Raw genomic sequence first — 15641 nt, 5'->3', positions numbered from 1 at the left:
GGTTCCAAATCCGCTTCTTGAGGAAGAATATAATTTATATAATATTCCTACTTCAAACGTTCACCCTCCTCAAGCACATTGATAGAATCATAAATCAAGACCTTACTCCAAAGATGCTTACAGTCAGTTAGAAATTTTTTATGGACAGGTTCTACTTGATATTTATCCTGTGCTTCTTTTGATCCGAAGGTTACAATTAAACAATATGTATAAGAGTTGTCTACCACTTCTCTATCTGTCAATGCAGGCACACCAAGATGAGCAGACCTTACGTAATCAGAGTTTTCGATAAGTAATTTCAGCCCCGCTTCCAGTTTTGCCTTATCAGATTCGCTATCAGGATTGTTTAACCATATCAAAACAGTGTGAGCAAACTGACCGCTTATGATATCCTTGGTCTTGACGGGTTCGCAGGCCATCAATCCCGAAAGAACAAGTAAGAAAAAAGTATATTTTTTCATTTCAGTATAGTGATTGGTTGTGATCTATTTTAATTCGAATATTTCTCAATGATTGAGGCCACATCTTCATACTTCTTCCAGGATAATGGGCGCTCAAAGTCTTGCCCTGAAGTAAGCACCTTGGCATCAGGGTATTTTTGTTTTACCTGTTCCCAGGTGACATCCTCCCAATATTGTTTATCCATTTCCAGTAAAGGTACTCCTTCCAGTGGTCCGGAGACAGCCTTGCCTACAAGTGGCCACCAAAGACTTTCGGTTTCTCTATCCCAAAAAACAAATCCATCCAAACCATCCCAAACCTTAGGATCGTAGTAGGTATATCCACTTAGCCCGAAGGTGAAGGCCTTTCCATCATATGTACGCTCATAAATAGCTCCTAAATCAGCCAGAATGCAATAAGCTGCCATTACAGGTTTTCCGCCGAGGCTGTCATTTACGATTTCATGTCTTGTCAGGTCGGGAACTGAATAAGCCTTGGTCTCGCCATTCAGCGAACCTACTAGAAATCTCGTACTATCGGCCCAGATGGTATCAGCGGCTTCCAGTGAAATGAATTCAGGAGCGAGTAGGGCAGGAAATGCTTCTCTGCCAATGCCATAGTGAAATTGACCCTCGTTTAGGGTGAGATTAGAAATGTTGAAATGCTGGGTGCTGTCTTTGCCGCCATACATCATCCGAGTATCACTTAAATTGAAAAATTTACCATTGTCGGCTGAGACAGGACGCTTCTTTTTGACAGGCGTAGTGGCTTGCTCTGGAGTCCTATTTTTCATTTGGCCATCGCATCCGAAACAAATGAAGACAATAAACAGGTAAGGAATGGATTTCATTTTTTTTGAAAGACAAGATACAGTAATTCGAGAAAAAAAAACTACGCCTTTTTTTGAACCTTTTAGAATCATATTCGACTATAGATTTGAACAATATGTTTTAAATTCAATTCATGATCAAATTAACTCAGATACTTGTTCTAGTATGCCTTACTTCCCTTTCGGCATTTGCGCAGAATTCAACAGAAATCATTCAGAAATCACTTGATAAGCTCAACGGAAAAAGTAGCCAGGGCGAAATGGAAATGACCATCGTCCGACCAAGATATACACGATCCATGACTATGAAATCATGGAGTTTAGGGAATGAATATTTTTTGATTTATATAACCGGTCCGGCCAGAGACAAGGGTCAGGTGTTTTTGAAGAGGCAAACGGACATGTGGAACTGGATTCCGAATATTAGCCGAATGATAAAATTGCCTCCATCCATGATGGGACAAAATTGGATGGGATCGGATTTCACCAACGACGATTTAGTGAAAATGAATAGCCTGGTAGAAGATTATACTCATAAACTGATTGGAGAAGATCAGATAGATGGTCTTGATTGTTACAAAATTGAACTTATCCCAAAGCCGAACTCATCGGTGGTGTGGGGAAAAATTAACATGTGGGTTTCTAAGGAAGAATATTACCAGATGAAGGGCGAGTATTTTGATGAAGATTTTGAATTAATCAATACTATGGAGGCTTCTGAGATTACGCAGTTTGATGATCGAAAACTGCCTGCTAAGTTGGTCATGACACCACTGAATAAGCCAGGTAACCAAACGATCATGTTAAATAAGAATTTGAAATTTAGTACCAATCTTCAGCAAGGTTTCTTTTCTCAACAAAACATGAAACGAGTACGATGAAACCATCATGTAGAAGGATCATACTTATAAGTGGATTATGTCATGGCGGTTCCATGTGACCTATAAAAATCAAATGATAAACACGTGAAAAGAAAAATCATCTTGGCCTGGCGGAATCTCTGGCGAAATAAAAAGCGAACTTACATCACGTTGGCCTCCGTGACATTTGCGGTGGTTATTGCCACAATGATGCGTGGATTACAGCTGGGTACTTATGATAAGATGCTTGATGATGCTATCACATCAACCACGGGCCATGTGGCACTGATGGACAAACTCTATTGGGATGATAAGACACTTTTGAACAGCATGGAGTTCCCGCCAAACCTGGAAGAGGTGCTCAGGGCTGACCCTAATCTGGACTTTTGGGTACCCCAACTGTTCAGCGGAGCACTGGTTTCTTCGGGCCAGCATACCCGAGGCGTTTTGGTGCAGGGAGTTGACCCGCAAGTGCAGGATCGTCAGATTAACCTATCGGAAAAAATTATTGAGGGTTCATATTTGAGTGATGAAGATGAAGCAGTCCTAATAGGAAAGGAACTGTCGCTATTTCTCAGAATTGGCGTGGGAGACACGATTGTGTTGCTTGGTCAAGGCTATATGGGAGTCACTGCGGCGGCCAAATATCCGATAAAGGGTATTTATGATCATCCCATGGCTGAATTTAATAAACGACTGGTCTTTTTGCCCTTGGCCACCGCACAGTATTTGTTTTTTATGGAAGGTAGGCTTACCAATGTGAACTTAGTACTCAAGGATAACGAAGAAGTATCTAATACGCAGACTTACTACCAATCGAAAATGGATACGACATTGCTCGAAGCCAGAGGCTGGAGAACCATGAACAAGGAGATTTTGTCTGGTATAGAGTCCGACAATTTTTTCGGAAAAATCATGATCGGTATCTTATACATGGTGATCGGATTTGGGCTTTTCGGAACCATTCTCATGATGACCATGGAGAGGAAGAAAGAGTTTTCTATCATGATTGCTATCGGTATGCGTAGAACCAAGCTATTGACTCAGGTTATTCTTGAGTCTATTATGATTGCAGGAATAGGGGCTCTGGCCGGACTAATCATTAGTTTCCCTGCGGTGTATTTTTATTATCTGAACCCTATTCCGGTACCTGAGGAGAGTGCGGATATGTATCGTCAAATGAACATGGAGCCAATTTTGCAAATATCTATTAAACCCGGATATATGGTGTTGCAATTTGCTGTAGTTCTTTGCGTGAGTATTGTTGCTTCAGTCATTCCGCTCAACAACATCATGAAATTTAATATTGTGGATATAATTCGTGGAAGACAATGATCGCATCACTCGCATGGCGTAATGTATGGAGAAATAAGACCCGGAGCTTTGCTGTGATTTTAGCACTGACCATGGGGCTTTTTGGTGCTTTGCTCATTGCGAGCATGTCGAATGGCATGGTCGACAAGTGGATTAAAAACGCGATCGAAAACGAAATTTCAGAGGTTCAGATTCATCAGGCACAATATCTGATCATGGAAGAACTAGGATTAACCATGGGAGAGAAGGAGCTAGCTTCCGTACTAAAAAAGAATACGAATGTGCGGTCGTACACATCGAGAATAAGAACAGAGGCGATGGCAATGACAGCCAATAATAGCACTCAGGTGAGCTTGATAGGGATAGACCCTGAGGAGGAAAAAAAGGTAACTGAAGTGCATCAATTCATGATTGATGGGCAATACCTAGAAACCAAGTCCAAATTCAAACCCGTCATAATTTCAGAGCGGTTAGCGGAAAAACTCAAAGTAAGGTTGAAATCTAAAATCATCTTTACGCTTGCAGATAAGACGGGAAATATGGCCTATGAGAATTTCAAGGTGAATGGAATTTTTGATACTAACAGTACCATGTTCGATGATCGCAATGTGTTTGTCAGGAAATCTGATTTACAAAAAATATTAAAACTGGAAGATGGCCAAGTGCATGAGGTAGCACTTCGGGTGACCAGCCCGGAAATCCTGGAAAGCACAGTCAATGTTTTACAGCATACTTTCCCTGATTTCAAAATACGGGACTGGAAAGTAATTAACCCTACCTTGAGCATGAGTGGCTCAATGATGACCTTGTTCAATTACATACTTGTTGGAATAGTCCTCATTGCTCTGATCTTTGGTATTATCAATACCATGTTGATGGTGATACTGGAACGAACTAAAGAAATAGGTATGCTCAGATCACTAGGCATGAGTAAGCGAAAGATTGCCAAAATGATTACCCTTGAAACTATCTTCTTGTGTCTGGTAGGAGGTGTCATGGGTAACCTATTGGCACTTGGAGCTATAGAATATTTCGGAAGTGCAGGTATGCATTTCGAGAGCTTCAAAGAAGGCATGGAACAGTTTGGTATGTCCGCTCATATTTATCCAAAACTGGACTACAGTTTTTATGCGATTATCACATTAATGGTTGTATTTACAGCCGTGCTATCTTCTATATTCCCAATTATCAGAGCATTTAAGTTGAACCCTGCATTAGCTATAAGAGATTAATCATGAGTGTTATACAAACAGCAAACGTCAGTAAAGTATATAACCCGGACACGGTGCCAGTGCATGCGGTCAATGACATCACTCTCTCTTTTGAGAAAGGGGAATTTTCCGCCATTGTGGGACCTTCTGGCTGCGGAAAGACCACGTATTTGAATCTATTAGGCGGATTAGAAACACCAACAACGGGTTCAGTAAGTGTAGAGGGAGAAGACATCTCCAAACTGACAGGCACCGAGCTAACGGACTTTAGATTACATAATATTGGCTTTGTATTTCAGGCGTATAACCTCATACCGGTAATGAGCGCTTACGAAAATGTGGCTTTTATTATGGAGTTACAGGAGTTTCCGCAGAAAACCGTCGAAGAGCGAGTGATGGAATTGCTAGAAGCCATGGAGATAGCTGACAAAGCACATCAGCGACCTAATCAACTATCGGGAGGTCAGCAGCAGCGAGTGGCGGTAGCAAGAGCACTGGCTTCGAGACCAAAATTCATTTTAGCGGATGAACCCACGGCCAATTTGGACAGCAAGGCTACCAATAACCTACTGGATCTCATGTTGAAAATGAATGAAAAAGAAGAGACTACATTTATTTTTTCCACTCATGATGATCGGGTGATGAGCCGCGCTAAGAGATTGATCAAATTGGATGATGGTAAAGTACTCGCCGATGAAACCAAGTAAGCTCTTGCTGGTCTGTGTGCTGGTCTCAATAGCGCAGCATATTCAATCGCAGGATGGGAAAAGCAACATGACGCTCAACGGCTATCTGAAGTATATGCATACGACAATCGTACCGGCATATGACAGCACCATGATCACAGACAATTTTCTTCACAATCGTTTGAACTATACCTGGTATCTGAGTGAAAATCTTACTTTTAAAACTTCTATGAGAAATCGCTTCTTTTGGGGAGAGTTGGTAAGAGACATTCCATTTATCTACTCTAACCTGGGCGATGACACCGGATACTTTGATTTAAGCATACTCTGGTCAAATGGCACCAGTACAGCATTACATTCTGTTTTTGATCGGATGAATCTGACTTATCAAAATGACAAACTAGAAATTATAGCCGGGCGACAACGTGTCAATTGGGGGACAGCATTGATTTGGAACCCGAATGATATCTTCAATTCCTATTCATTTTTCGACTTTGATTATGAAGAGCGTCCAGGTACGGATGCTGTTCAGTTCAATTATTATACGGGATCCACATCGTCGGTGAGTATGGTCTATGCGCTGGCAGATGATTTAGAACAAAGTACGCTAGCGGCCAAATACAAATTCAACAAGAACACTTATGACATTCAATTCATCGGAGGTTATCAACGCGAATTTTTTGTGGTTGGTGGAGGCTGGGCTGGTGATATAAAAGGTGCCGGCTTCAAGGGAGAAGGGACTTATTTTATACCAAAAGAAGACAAAGTTGAAGAAACACAATTTGTAGGCACGGTTGAGTTTGACTATACGATGTCGAACGGTATCTATCTACAAACAGCCTACCTTTTTAATTCCAGAGGACTAAACGTTGAAAATGGTAATTATTCAGCTTTTTATTTGGATCGAAGTTTAAGTGTGCAAACACTGAGTCCGGCTATGCATAATTTGTTTTTCCAGGTTTCGGGAGCATTATCACCTATTCTCAGTGCCGCTTTGGCATCTATGATAAATCCAAAAGACGGTTCATTGTTTATTGGCCCAAACGTGAGCTGGTCTGTGGTAGAAAATTTTGATTTTTTGATCGCAGCTCAGCTGTTTCGCGGCGATCGAATGACGCTTTACGGAGACGGCGGATCGCTGATCTTTGGCCGATTCAAATACAGCTTCTAAGTAATCGACTCCGTTGATATGATTGGGTGAGTCTTTAAGATATGACAGATTCTGATCCGTGGGTCCATTTTAATGATGGAAAGAGCCGCGTGAAAATCTTTGACTTCTATCTGATAAAATGAATCGGTATTAGCGTTTTTAGCTTTTACAAAAACAGAAATTCCAACGATGGACTAATTACCTTCTAGATAGTTCTTTAAACTATCCTTAATAAAATGATCCCAACCTGAATGACAGACATCGTAGCAAATGAAAGACGGAACCAGCCCCTCGTGCAAAAGACTAACCCTGGTTTGCCCGTTGGCCATGTCTTCTATAGTCCAAAAGAGCTTTGTGCCCACCCATTCCTTTTCGATTCCTTCGAGTCCCTCATGGATTTGATTACAGTCGATGCAATCCCAAACAATTTTTTCATTTGGTTTTAACTGAGTCACCTCAAACTGGTAGTAGGGTTCTCCCCATGACACTTTGAAAGTATCTCCCACTTTTTGGGCTGAGAGATAGGTGTCCCCCCACCATTTGGAAATTTCATTTGTGAGAGCTTCAAACGCTTTCTGAGGAGCAGTATTCAGCAAGACTGACCGCTGATAAGATTTTTCTAAAATAGTTTCGTTTCTCATGACAAGGGGGTAAATCAGTAAAATTAACCAGTTGTATAATACAACTGGTTTCAAATGTAATAAACTAGTTTTATATTGCAAGTGGTAATTGAACATTTCTTATGCCCGAACAAAAAAAATACAAATCGCATTGCCCTCAATACCTGGCTCTCGATGTGTTTGGCGACAAGTGGACGCTACTTATTATTCGTGATATGATGATCGAGGGAAAGAAACATTTCAGAGAATTTCTTCAGTCGAAAGAGAAAATTGCAACCAATATTTTAACGAGCCGACTTCAGTCTTTGGAAGAGGAGGGTATCATTCACAGGAAGAACGATCCTAATCACAAGCAAAAAATTATTTACTTACTTACGGACAAGGGTATAGACCTATTTCCCGTACTGATGGAAAACGTCAGGTGGAGTTTGAAATATAAGCCTGTGGATGCCGAAGATGCTGCCAAAGCGAAACGGATTTTAGACGGTGGAGAACAAGCAATTCAAGCCATCATGCAGCAATTAAGAGTTGAACATCTTTAGGTATAAAACTGAAAAGATTGTGTTCAAGATCATCAATTGATACATTAGAACCCGCACCTCATATCCATTCCGATAGGTGAACCTGCTGGTATTTCAGGAGCTTTGTTGGTTTCGAAATCATCTGGATCATTTTGAAACAATTCGATCAACCTAACGGCATATTGGCGATTGGCCAGTGTGTTGCTATTAGGCGAAGCTGGTAGTTTGCCAGCTAAACGACCCTTTAGCTTCAAAAGAGTTTGATAGGCCAATGCATTGGCTTGTGGATTTGCTGATTCGTCTGCTGCCAGTCTTATCAAATGATTCAGTAAGTTGAGATTGACCACATGTTGGATTTCTCCCAAATAGCCTTTTTCAGGTTTTTGGTACCAGGTAGCAGCAATCATTTTGTTGATTAATAGTTCAAGGCCGGGCTGATTTGTGTTGCGGCTGCTGTACTCAATCATTCGTGAAGCACGTTGTGGATTGAGCATAAGTGAAAATACCAGATCACTAGCAGTTGCTGCAGCTGATAGCGCGTCAAAATTGGGTGAAGTTCGTAATTCTACTAATTCACTAGTTCGAGCGACATGCAATGGGCGAGGTGGTATCATGGCAAGCAAATCTTCAGGTAAAACCAGATTATGAGGTTCTACTGTTTTAAGTAAGGCATCGATGGCCATTATCTGCAAGTCTCCGGGTACTTCCTCAGTGATTAATTGACCATCACCTTTGTGTGCATAGCGATAATTTCTACCACCTACAAGTTTGACTGCCGCCTCTACCTGATAACGATGCAGATAATAAATAGGTACTAGTATCTCTTCCAATTTTGCATAAGTGGTTCCCTTCGGTATTGAATTTTTACCCAGATTTCTAAGAGCAATTTTTCGTACCTCCATCAAGTGACGGAGTTCAGCAACGGCATCCTTTCCATTGTCCCAAAGGTGTGCGTAAGGATGTGAACCGCCTTGAGGCCTTGCATCCTGATCAGAAAGGAAAGTGAGACCATTTTTCAGTGACTTTGAGATGATTTCGCTGAGCGCCTCATCTTCATCGGTATCTTCAGTAAACTGTGTGTAACCGTAGGCAATAGCTACTTTATCCCAGTTACCAATTTTGTCATCATAAGCATGCGCTAAAGATATATTTCCATCAATCAAATCAATTTTGGGATGCGGATAATCCATGACCGAAGCACGTCCTTCCGAACTGGATGCGTAACTATGTGCTAAACCTAGTGTGTGACCCACTTCGTGGGCCGAAAGCTGGCGTAATCTGGCTAACGCCATTTTCTCCATTTCGGGAGAAACGGTTGAATCATTGACATAAGGAGAAAGAAGACCTTCAGCAATTAAATAATCCTGACGGACTCGAAGAGAGCCTAAGGTGACATGACCCTTTATGATTTCACCGGTACGTGGGTCGGAAACGCCCGTACCATACGACCAACCACGTGTAGAACGGTGAACCCACTGTATGATATTGTACCTGGCATCCATTGGGTCTGCACCTTCTGGCAATAGTTTTACCTGAAAGGCATCGATAAAACCGGCTGCCTCAAAAGCTTGATTCCACCAGGAGGCTCCTTCCATTAGTGCACTTCGGATGGGCTCGGGTGCTCCTCTATCAAGGTAATAGACAATGGGCTCTACTGCTTCTGATTTAGCGGCCGACGGATTTTTCTTGACAAGCCTGTGTCGATTGACAAATTTTTTATTTAAAGGCTCCCCTATAGGAGTAGCGAAGTCGTAGTATTCAATACCATATAGGCCAGCACGAGGATCAAATTTGCGAGGTTGATAGTTAGAATCTGGCAGCGCCACAAATGAGTGATGGACAGCTACTGTGACGGCCTCTGGCGAAGGTGTAACTGAATTAATCCAGTCACCTTTGGGTTCGCCGACGAAAGTAAGAAATGCATCAAACTCTGAATTTTTCGGAAAGTTTTTAATGCGGGAATAATTGAGTGCTGATCGGGTCAAATCTAGATTATAATTGCCCTGCTTTGTTTGGGACAATGTTTGGCTTATGCTGGCTGCATCACGAACAAAAAAGGAAGTAGCATCGACCGTATAAACTCCATTGATTTCTTCTTCTATATAGAATCCCCAAATGACAGATTGAGCAAACGCCTCACGAACGGCACGTGTCTCATCCGGATTGTCACTTATCGCTCGAAAACTATAGTTGGATTGAATCAGTAGCAGCTTATTTCCGAATTTGACAAATCTTACGACCTGTTCTTCATTTAATTTCCCCCGATCAAGGCCGATGTCGTTTGAACCAACACCTGAAGATAGAGAACTCAGATAAAGAAATTCTTCTTCCAGCCGGGAAACGTGTAGAAGGATTCGGTCTTGACTTTCATCCAAAGAATAGTCGATAAAACCCGAAACACGACTGCTATTGTTTGCAGAAACGGCTTCTTGAGATGGCTTATTTTTTTTCTTTTTTTGAGCGCTTGCCAGCGTACATAGCATGGCCAGAGGAATGAGTAAATAATTGAGCTTCATTTTTGAGTTAAAGGTTAAAGGTGATGTTTAATATTTATTGAATTTATTGGTAATAAACGTAATGCATTTACGAAGAGTATCGTAATACAAAGTCATATAGAAGAACATGGTCATCAACCAAATAACAATAATATTGAAGTAAAAAGTATCTATGTGTAGGGATCCAAAAACTTTAACTGGAGAATAGAAATGTGCGTTTCCAAAATGAGAATCTGGTGTCTTAAATATGGGATCTTTCTTCTGTATCAGTTCGTCGTCCGCTTCGAAGATTTTTTCGATCTCATCGCGATTAGTGACCAGGTTTTCAAGAGTCTTATTGTGACTGCTGTTTTTTAATTTCAACAGACCATCTTTTCCCATTTCTTCGACCAATTCGAAGTAATGGGCCTCCCTTTCTTTTACTGCCTCATCCTTTAGGTTTTTATACCTCTTTTTGAGCAGATTTAATTGAGAAAGCAACTGCTGATGGGATGTTGAATCATACTTGTCTTTCGTGAGAAACCTTAGTCGATAAAATGGGTTATTATCATCCTTCTCCTGCATTTTTTCTAACTCCCTACGACATAAATCTATTTCACGTTCCAGTGCCGTGGAGAGGTTGCCGATTTCAATATTGTGATAGACTACGTTCAACTTATTTTGAATTCTTGGTATGAGGTAAGCATAGTTGAAACTAGCATCACTCATTCTCTTATCAAATTCAAAAAAGTGTTGTTCATAGTCATTGTTGCTGAATAACTCAACTGCCAGAGATTCATAAGCCCATCTGGAAACCATGGTATCTCCAATCAGCGGTACATGTTTTTTATCTCCAATCTTATGATGCAATTCGTCAAACTTGATCATAGCTCCACCAAGCAATAGTTGCGGCACCAGTATCAGTGGAATCAAAATGTATATGGTAACGATCGAGTTCAAGCCGGAAGAAATGTTGAGTCCTACAATATTGGCAAAGCATGCGGTAGAAAATAGAATCAGCCAGAAATTGAAATTCAAATTTTTGATCTCAAGCAGATAGTTGCCAAACCAAACAAATATGAACATTTGCAAAGCAGACAATCCGAAAAGGTATATAATTTTGGAATTTATGTAGCTAAATCTGCTGAGGTTAAGAAATGATTCTCGCTCAAGCACTTTTCTATCTTTGAATATCTCCTCGGCACTGACGGATAATCCCAGGAAGAGCGCAACCACGACAGTCATAAAAAGATAGACGGGAATGTTTTTATTTTCACTAAAAATATATTCGTTTCCTACCGAATATTTAGAAAGAATCCCTAATATCAATGCGAGCAGTGGAGGCTCAAACAAGTTGAGCAGTATGTACTGAAGATTGGTTTTTTTGGAGAGCAGTATTCGCTGGAGAAAGATATTGGACTGCTGAGCCAAGTTTGGAATCAAGAAGTTGGAGGGAGGAAGCGCCGTCTGATATTTAATCTTTTTGAGTTTTGGGGCCAGATTCTCCTTGTACTTTTCATACCATTGACTTGGAGAAATTTTCCGCTGTTTGGTAGCTTCTCCATTTTCGTTGATTTCCTTGGCCTCGATGATGTGGAGAATTTGTTCCGGAATCACATTGCCGCAAACACGACACTCGCTTTCAGCGGCATTCACCTGGGTGTTCATCGTTTTGAAATAAACCACTGCATCGACGGGGTTGCCATTATAGATTGGGTATCCACCTTTGTCTAGCAGCCAAAGCTTATCAAATAGTTTAAAAATATCTGAAGATGGTTGATGAATAATGGCTATAACCAATTTTCCCTTCCTGCTTTGCTCTTTTAATAAATTCATTACTGCCTCAGAATCCGTAGAAGATAACCCTGAGGTAGGTTCGTCCACGAAAAGGACTGAGGGTTCACGCAAAAGTTCAAGGGCAATATTGAGCCTCTTTCTTTGTCCGCCACTGATGAATTTATTGAGCGGACTGCCAACTTCGAGGTCCCGGATTTCATCGATATCAAGGTCTTCCAATACCTTGTTGATCGCCAAATCCAGTCTCTTTTTAGAGAAGTCACTAAATGAAAGCTTAGCATTGAAATACAAGTTTTGATATACTGTGAGCTCCTCAAATAAAAGGTCGTCTTGTGGCACATATCCGATTACTCCAGAATGGACACAACGTGGAATGCTATGGCCATTGATCTTAATTTTTCCTGCAGAAGGCTCCAACTTGCCATTGAGTAGGTTTATCAGCGTAGACTTACCAGTTCCACTGCCTCCCATGATCCCAATGAGCTGACCAGATTCCTCAAAAAAACTAAAGGGCTGGATGCCATTGAAACTATTTTTGAATCGGAACTGCATGTCTTCGCCATGTAAGACCAGATTGATTTTTTTAAGATCGAGGAGAAAGCGCTTGCTTATCTCAGACTCATAGATTGGTTCTATGGTACTGCCTTTGATAATCGCACCCGACTTGAGAATGTAAGTTTTATTTTTTGAAACTTTGTTCCCCTCGAGATATAGGTTGAGGGGCCCTTCGTATTGAATTACAAAGGTACTGATGCTCTGAACAAACAGTACTTTAATCTGTCCAAAGAGGTTTTCTACATGAATATGTCGAAACTCAGTAATGCCCGGCTGATTTTTCTTTTTCATCATCCAGGCGATTTCTTCAGGCCATTCGGTCACTTTATTGTCGATCAACATGCCATTTGCCTTGGAAAGTTTCTTTATGTCCGGATCTAAGATGAAAGACGTAATGTCATTGATCTCCTGCTTTGGAAGGTTGAAATTTAGTGCTACCAGCTGCATAAAGTCGTTTTCCTTGTCGGAAACCTTATTGTCAGTATTGATCAGTTCTACAAGCTGGATAAAAACGATTACGCGCTCATGCTGTAGTAATTCTTTATTGAGTTGTTGGCAGATTTTGGTAACCTGGATGATGTTTTTAGTCTCGTTTTCGAGTTCTTCTTCAGATGATGAAGCCTCACGTCTATAAAACTCTACATAGTCCTGATACAGATTCAGGTATTGCTGTGCGAGATCGTGGTTGAGCTGTCTTTCGAGATAAGGTTTTACGATTATATCGCCAGAATCGACCACTTCGTCCTTCACACTTTCAATAATGGCAAACAAACGCATTAATGCGTTGATAATCGATTCACTCATACAGGTAAGTTCTTTATTAAGGCTTCAGGAAATAAATATATAAAAAAAGGCATCACGCTACTGCGAGATGCCTTCTATTTAATTCTATTTTTATTTGTTCGGCTATCCGATAATCTCGTTTCTTGTGCTTTCTACATTGCTGAAGATGTCGTCAAGTTGTCCCTTTGTAATACCCGTAGCAGGGTCTATTCCTTCATAAATGATCTTCATGAATTCTAGAAGCGGTCTTACAGCCTCAATATCCGGATCATCTGCATATTGAGTAGCAAACTCAGCTAGTTTGTTAGCCGATTTTTTCTGCTCTGCAACAATGTTCAACATTCGAGGATCGTATTCGCTTGAGATAGCCAATTGACAAGTAATGTAAATGCCCTCTATCCAGCTACCTGCTACTACAAGAAAAGACATTTTGTCCTGACCTGCTTTGTTCAATTCGGAATAAGTGTTGTAGAACGACTTTGTCACAATAAGAATTAGTGAATCTTTGTTGCCCAAGTTATTCTCTACTCTTGCCACCATCTCGTCATCAAATACGCTGGGGATTTCTAAACCATCTATAAGCGTCTTAGAAGCTTTAAGCATTTCCATGGTCTCCTCTTGGCTATTGTATGTACATGCATAACTCAGGTCGGCCCCATATACACCGAGGTTTAGGGCTTTATCGCGTTGTGTTTCATATTTATCCACATTGGTAGATGGATTGGTAATGTTCCATACAAATGCTGCTCCGGCATCCTGAAGTAGTTCGGTCACCTCGAAAGAGGTAGGAATAGGATATTCAAATTCTTTTTCTACTTTTTCTTTTACATTTTCCAACGTGGCCTTGTCAGCTTCTTCAGATTTTTTACCAGAACTACAAGCTACAACCGAGGCAACTAGCAATCCGATACAAAGGATGTTCAGAATATTTTTCATAGTATTGATTTAATGATCGACTCTCTTTACAAAGGAGGCAATTTAAAAGAATTGAATTAGAAAAGTGAAGTCAAATTAGAAATTTGATTTTGTAAGTAAAGGATTGCTTGATTCACGAGCTTTTAAAGAAAAGAGCGGTGCCCGGCACTTGAGTCATATCATAAGGTGACCCTTTTTTTATGGTTAGTTATTTATTTACACTTTCGTAAATAGCATTGAGCAATCCATTTTGTTTTTTGTCATTGCGTAATTCCCAAAACATAATCCCTCCAAGCTTCTTTTCTTTAACGTATTGCACTTTGGCTGCCAATGATCTGGGATCATCATATGTTGCAAATTGTTCTAAAGATTCACTATAGGCATACGGAGCCATAGAAGTAGAGTCCCAAAAGGTTGTAAAATCATTGCTCGTAGATAGTATGTCATCAAGTTCGGGATAGCTTATAGCTTTGAGAAACTTTCCGGATTGATACAAGCCGTTGTTCTCGTTAGCTACATTTTCCCACATTCTTGCATAGAACGCTCCTCCAATTACTATTTTTTCCATAGGAACGCCAATCGAATCGAGAAACTGTATGGCATCATTTGCAGACGATTGTTGATCCGGATTGGAATATAGAGGAGTATGGTGGCCGGTCGATCCACTGAAGCCACCGACCAAATCATAAGACATTAAATTTACCCGATCAAACATGGGCATGACCTTATCCCATTCTACTGAGTTTATGAGAAATCTGTCAGACCCTCCGGCAGCAAAACTTAACTCATAATCGTTGCCCATGGCTGACCTCAATTCCTGCACCAAAGCCGTAAAATTTTGTTTGTCTTCTGGTTTGTAGGAGTGGCCCGGATAGCCGCTGATCGCAGGATATTCCCAATCGAGATCGAGTCCATCAACATTGTATTTTTTTAAAAGGCTAATAACAGATAAGGCGAATGTTTTTCTGTTTTCCTCAGTTGAGAAAATCTCGGAACAGGTTTCGCAACCTCCCCAACCTCCCAGTGCAACTAGTACTTTTAAGCCAGGGTATTCTTTTTTTAGTGCTGCGATTTGCAATAGTGACAGACTGTCTTCTGCATTATCAACGGCCAACTCATTACCTTTTAAATGTAGAAAACTATAGATGATTTGATCCAGCTTCTCTATAGGATAGTTGCCGATATCAGCCCCGCTTCCGCTGTAATAAGCTATGATGTCTAATGAGTTTTCAATAAAAGCTTTTTGAGGTTCTTCTGATTGGCTTTTCTCGGTTCCACAAGCGGCTAAACCAAGAGCAAATCCAACCATCAATAACAATTTGTTTGCCATCTTCATATGGGAATCTTTCAGGTGATTAGAATCATCATTCTTTTAACATGAAATTAAACTGATTTCTCTTTTTTTAGAAAGGTATTCGCCGAATGGAGTCATTGAGCCTCCCAATGCAGAGATAAGATAAATCTACTTGGTTTCAAGAGTGGTTT

At 40.7% G+C, this 15641-nt stretch carries 13 protein-coding genes; 6 read left to right on the top strand and 7 right to left on the bottom strand.

All coding sequences use genetic code 11. From position 1 onward, the window contains the following. Window positions 1-47: 47 nt before the first annotated feature. Window positions 48-461: a Dabb family protein gene (locus tag ABJD64_RS14190; RefSeq protein WP_348182603.1), complete on the bottom strand. Its 414-nt coding sequence runs from the start codon at window positions 459-461 to the stop codon at window positions 48-50. A gap of 29 nt (window positions 462-490) precedes the next feature. Next, entirely contained in the window at window positions 491-1291 is an 801-nt protein-coding gene (locus tag ABJD64_RS14185; RefSeq protein ID WP_348182600.1) for a DUF3179 domain-containing (seleno)protein, read from the bottom strand. 113 nt (window positions 1292-1404) lie between these two features. On the opposite strand from ABJD64_RS14185, the gene ABJD64_RS14180 reads away from it, so the two are divergent. The 5 genes from ABJD64_RS14180 to ABJD64_RS14160 all read left to right on the top strand — a co-directional run bounded on the left by ABJD64_RS14180 (window position 1405) and on the right by ABJD64_RS14160 (window position 6512). Continuing rightward, window positions 1405-2151, top strand: a complete 747-nt coding sequence (locus ABJD64_RS14180; RefSeq protein WP_348182598.1) for an outer membrane lipoprotein-sorting protein — start codon at window positions 1405-1407, stop codon at window positions 2149-2151. 84 nt (window positions 2152-2235) lie between these two features. Further along, window positions 2236-3465, top strand: coding sequence for an FtsX-like permease family protein (locus tag ABJD64_RS14175; RefSeq protein WP_348182597.1), 1230 nt, complete (start codon window positions 2236-2238; stop codon window positions 3463-3465). Then, on the top strand, window positions 3462-4676 hold the full coding sequence (locus tag ABJD64_RS14170) for an FtsX-like permease family protein (protein ID WP_348182595.1): 1215 nt from the start codon (window positions 3462-3464) through the stop codon (window positions 4674-4676). Before ABJD64_RS14175 ends, ABJD64_RS14170 begins: the two co-directional genes overlap by 4 nt. Before the next feature lie 2 nt (window positions 4677-4678). After that, entirely contained in the window at window positions 4679-5362 is a 684-nt protein-coding gene (locus tag ABJD64_RS14165; RefSeq protein ID WP_348182593.1) for an ABC transporter ATP-binding protein, read from the top strand. Further along, the gene (locus tag ABJD64_RS14160) at window positions 5349-6512 is read left to right on the top strand and encodes a hypothetical protein (protein WP_348182592.1); all 1164 of its coding nucleotides are present in this window, start codon (window positions 5349-5351) and stop codon (window positions 6510-6512) included. The genes ABJD64_RS14165 and ABJD64_RS14160 overlap by 14 nt, the downstream gene beginning before the upstream one ends. Before the next feature lie 173 nt (window positions 6513-6685). On the opposite strand, the gene ABJD64_RS14155 is transcribed toward ABJD64_RS14160, so the two are convergent. Continuing rightward, window positions 6686-7132, bottom strand: coding sequence for an SRPBCC domain-containing protein (locus ABJD64_RS14155; RefSeq protein ID WP_348182589.1), 447 nt, complete (start codon window positions 7130-7132; stop codon window positions 6686-6688). Between the two features lie 101 nt (window positions 7133-7233). On the opposite strand from ABJD64_RS14155, the gene ABJD64_RS14150 reads away from it, so the two are divergent. Then, complete coding sequence (locus tag ABJD64_RS14150; protein ID WP_348182587.1) at window positions 7234-7653, top strand: helix-turn-helix domain-containing protein; 420 nt, start codon at window positions 7234-7236, stop codon at window positions 7651-7653. Between the two features lie 44 nt (window positions 7654-7697). Here the strand turns inward: ABJD64_RS14150 and ABJD64_RS14145 are convergent, their stop codons facing one another. The 4 genes from ABJD64_RS14145 to ABJD64_RS14130 form a co-directional block, all read right to left on the bottom strand. Next, window positions 7698-10148: a zinc-dependent metalloprotease gene (locus ABJD64_RS14145; RefSeq protein ID WP_348182585.1), complete on the bottom strand. Its 2451-nt coding sequence runs from the start codon at window positions 10146-10148 to the stop codon at window positions 7698-7700. Between the two features lie 27 nt (window positions 10149-10175). Then, the gene (locus ABJD64_RS14140; RefSeq protein WP_348182583.1) at window positions 10176-13262 is read right to left on the bottom strand and encodes an ATP-binding cassette domain-containing protein; all 3087 of its coding nucleotides are present in this window, start codon (window positions 13260-13262) and stop codon (window positions 10176-10178) included. 102 nt (window positions 13263-13364) lie between these two features. Continuing rightward, window positions 13365-14177, bottom strand: coding sequence for a hypothetical protein (locus ABJD64_RS14135; protein WP_348182581.1), 813 nt, complete (start codon window positions 14175-14177; stop codon window positions 13365-13367). Between the two features lie 187 nt (window positions 14178-14364). Continuing rightward, window positions 14365-15486 (bottom strand): glycoside hydrolase family 18 protein, encoded by a 1122-nt coding sequence (locus ABJD64_RS14130; RefSeq protein WP_348182579.1) that lies wholly within the window; start codon window positions 15484-15486, stop codon window positions 14365-14367. Window positions 15487-15641 lie beyond the last annotated feature (155 nt).

It is taken from the genome of Reichenbachiella sp. (genome assembly GCF_039944555.1).
Taxonomy (GTDB): domain Bacteria; phylum Bacteroidota; class Bacteroidia; order Cytophagales; family Cyclobacteriaceae; genus Reichenbachiella.
The sequence above is the reverse complement of the archived record's forward strand: the minus strand, read 5'-3'. Positions and strand labels throughout refer to the sequence as shown.